Source organism: Megasphaera sp. DJF_B143 (assembly GCF_900320625.1).
Classification (GTDB): domain Bacteria; phylum Bacillota; class Negativicutes; order Veillonellales; family Megasphaeraceae; genus Megasphaera; species Megasphaera hexanoica.
Map to the genome: position 1 here is coordinate 1 of NZ_ONTA01000242.1, position 2,782 is coordinate 2,782.

The 2,782-nt window shown below is 47.3% G+C and carries 4 protein-coding genes and 1 riboswitch; all 4 genes read left to right on the top strand.

Features of this window, described 5'->3' with window-relative positions:
• The first annotated feature begins 119 nt into the window (after positions 1 to 119).
• A riboswitch (SAM riboswitch) is annotated at positions 120 to 220 on the top strand.
• A gap of 55 nt (positions 221 to 275) precedes the next feature.
• Positions 276 to 596, top strand: a complete 321-nt coding sequence (locus DBO31_RS07165; protein ID WP_059077477.1) for a DUF2292 domain-containing protein — start codon at positions 276 to 278, stop codon at positions 594 to 596.
• A 77-nt stretch (positions 597 to 673) separates the two neighbouring features.
• Complete coding sequence (locus DBO31_RS07170; RefSeq protein ID WP_150824805.1) at positions 674 to 1,720, top strand: ABC transporter substrate-binding protein; 1,047 nt, start codon at positions 674 to 676, stop codon at positions 1,718 to 1,720.
• A 173-nt stretch (positions 1,721 to 1,893) separates the two neighbouring features.
• Positions 1,894 to 2,589: an ABC transporter permease subunit gene (locus tag DBO31_RS07175; RefSeq protein ID WP_200817484.1), complete on the top strand. Its 696-nt coding sequence runs from the start codon at positions 1,894 to 1,896 to the stop codon at positions 2,587 to 2,589.
• Positions 2,586 to 2,782: ATP-binding cassette domain-containing protein (locus tag DBO31_RS07180; protein ID WP_200817485.1), on the top strand; the 197-nt coding region annotated here is incomplete at its 3' end. The genes DBO31_RS07175 and DBO31_RS07180, both read left to right, overlap by 4 nt.

Consider the following 2,782-nt stretch of genomic DNA (forward strand, 5'->3'; position numbering starts at 1 on the left):
AGAATATAGTGTATTATTTCGGTATACATTAAAAACTGACGAATCAGGAGGTACCGGATATGAACAGAATAGACTGTATGTGTACAAATTCATAGCGCGGATCTGAAACAACAGAATGCGCGTCATCAAGAGCAGCGGAGGGACTGGCCCGGTGAAGCTGCGGCAACCTGCCGGAAGGTAAGGTGCCAATTCCAGCAGGATTAAACCTGGAAGATGAGACTGGCTAGGGGAGCAGCATCTTTCAGGATGCTGATTTTTTTTTTTAGGAGGGATACATGAAAAACAGAGGGGGAGCATCGAATCAGGGAAATGCACTGACCTATGCGCTGGATTTAATACAACAGACCTGTTCCGGAGAGATTGCCCTGGTCATCCAGGATTCCCGGCTGATTCAGTTGGAGCGCAATGAACGCATCGTCCTTTGTCAGGGACAAGGAATTTGCCGGAAACCACCGGACCGGAAAGGGATAGAACAACAGATCCGCTCATCACTGGGGAATCTGCAATACGGGAAACTAGTCGTCGTCATCAAAAAACATGAAATTGTCCGTATTGAACGGACGGAGAAAAAGCTGATCAGAAAAGCTGAAGGCTGAATCATCTGGTACGTATGCCATCAAGGCAGGCGTACCGGGTGTATTCAGCTTTTTTTATTGCCAAAGGGGGAAATGTTATGAAAAAAATATCTATTCTGCTTGTTGTAATCTGTTTTCTTATTCTGGGACTGGCAGGCTGTGGCGGTACAGGTACGGCAAAAAGCGAAAAAGCCTCTTTCCATGCTTCTAATCCCTATGAGGGTGATTTGTCGGGAGTGACACTGGATATCGGCGCGGCAGGAATTCAAAACGCCCAGGGAGTATTGCAGGCCGCCGGTCTTGATGATACGCCCTATACGGTTCATTTCAACAATCTCCGCGGTGGAAATCTGGTATTGGAAGCCATGGCTGCAGGCCAGCTGGATGCAGGCTGTGGCAGTCAGATACCACCTATCTTTGCTTCACTAAGCAATAATGGCGGGAATTTCAAAATCGTCGCTATACGAAAAGGATCAACTTTGGATCAGGAACTGATTACGGGCCCAAAAAGCAAAGCATCTATCCATACGGTCGCCGACCTGAAAGGGAAAAAAGTAGCCTATGTCAAATCTACGACAGCCCAGTATTTCCTGTTTAAAATGCTGGAAGAAGCCGGCCTTTCCTGGAACGATATCGAAGCACTGCCTATGTCTACATCAGACGGTCTGTCGGCCGTACTCACTGGTGATGTCGATGCCTATGCCGGATATGGAAATAGTATTATTCAGGCCAAAAATAAAGGCGCCGTTACGCTGGCTTCAGCAGAAAGCATTCTTTCCGGCGACTATTATTGGTATGCTGCTCCCGCTGCCCTGGCGGATTCCAAGAAAAAAGCGGCTCTCATCGATTATCTGGAACGGATCAATGAAGCCGATGAATGGATACGTCAGCATCCGAAGGAATGGGCGGCTTTTTATGCCAAAGAAACGAATCAGAAGACTGATGAATATCAAAAACAATTTGAAGAGCAGGAAGCACAGCGCAAAGGGAGAATAGCCCCTCTTGATGAAAAAACAATTCAATCTGAACAAGATATTATCAATTCCTTTATAAAAATGGGTCTGTTGAACAAGCCTGTTGAAGCAGCTGGTTTATTTGATGACTCATTGACGGAAGCTATTTCAAAATTTCATGTGTATGAATAAAGGAGGTATGCCGTATGGCAGTAAGAACAGTACAGGAAGTAGTACTGAAAAGGCAAGCATGCGAAAATAACAAAAAAAGAATGAATACCATAAAAGTCCGAAACTGGTTGAAAACCCTTATTCTTATGTGGTCCGTCCCAGCACTTCTGATAGGAATCTGGATATACCTTTCCATGACTAATCAGCTGAATCATTTATTTCCCAGACCATCGGAATTGATACAGACGACAGCATCTCTCATTGCTGATGGGACATTGGCTGCCAATATACAGATCAGCCTGCTTCGCGCTGGAGCCGGCCTGGCAGCGGGAGGAACCATCGGATTGGTATTGGGGACACTGACAGGACAGTTCCGGCTTTTCGATACCATTCTGAATACGCCAATCCAGATGATAAAAAGCGTGCCACGTCTGGCTATTCTGCCGCTGATACTTATCTGGTTCGGACTGGGTGAAACGGCGAAAGTCGTCCTCATTGCCCTGAGCACGTTTTTCCCGGTCTACCTCAATACGTTTCATGGTATCCGCTCCATAGACCCGGAATTACTGGAAATGGGCAAAGTATACGGGCTGACGCCATGGGAACTATTCCGGCACATTATTTTCCCTGGAGCGGTCTCGTCTATTATGATTGGTCTGCGCCAGTCTATCGGTGGGACCTGGCTGATCCTGATTGTCGCTGAAACCGTAGCAGCCCAGTCCGGCATTGGATTCATGGCGACAAATGCCCGCGAATTTATGATGATGGACGTTGTCGTCCTGAGCATGATTGTCTACGCCCTGCTGGGCACTATATCAGACTGGCTGGCCGTGCGGCTTACCAGGCGTCTGCTCCGCTGGAACACTAATATGAGGAGGTCCGAATCATGAACGGATATGAAATCAATCTGCATCATCTTACTAAAGCATATGGTTCCCATCTCGTATTGCAGGATATCAATCTGACTGTACAGGCTGGGGAAAGCGTGGCTCTCGTCGGCAAGAGCGGTTGTGGCAAAAGTACGCTTTTACGTCTTATATCGGGACTGACATCCAAAACACAGGGGCATATCGTCGTCGGCGG

What these genes read in the sequence shown, in the direction of transcription:
- DBO31_RS07165 (WP_059077477.1), top strand. Translation starts at nt 276, where the DNA reads ATGAAAAACAGAGGGGGAGCATCGAATCAGGGAAATGCACTGACCTAT.
- DBO31_RS07170 (WP_150824805.1), top strand. Translation starts at nt 674, where the DNA reads ATGAAAAAAATATCTATTCTGCTTGTTGTAATCTGTTTTCTTATTCTG.
- DBO31_RS07175 (WP_200817484.1), top strand. Translation starts at nt 1,894, where the DNA reads ATGACTAATCAGCTGAATCATTTATTTCCCAGACCATCGGAATTGATA.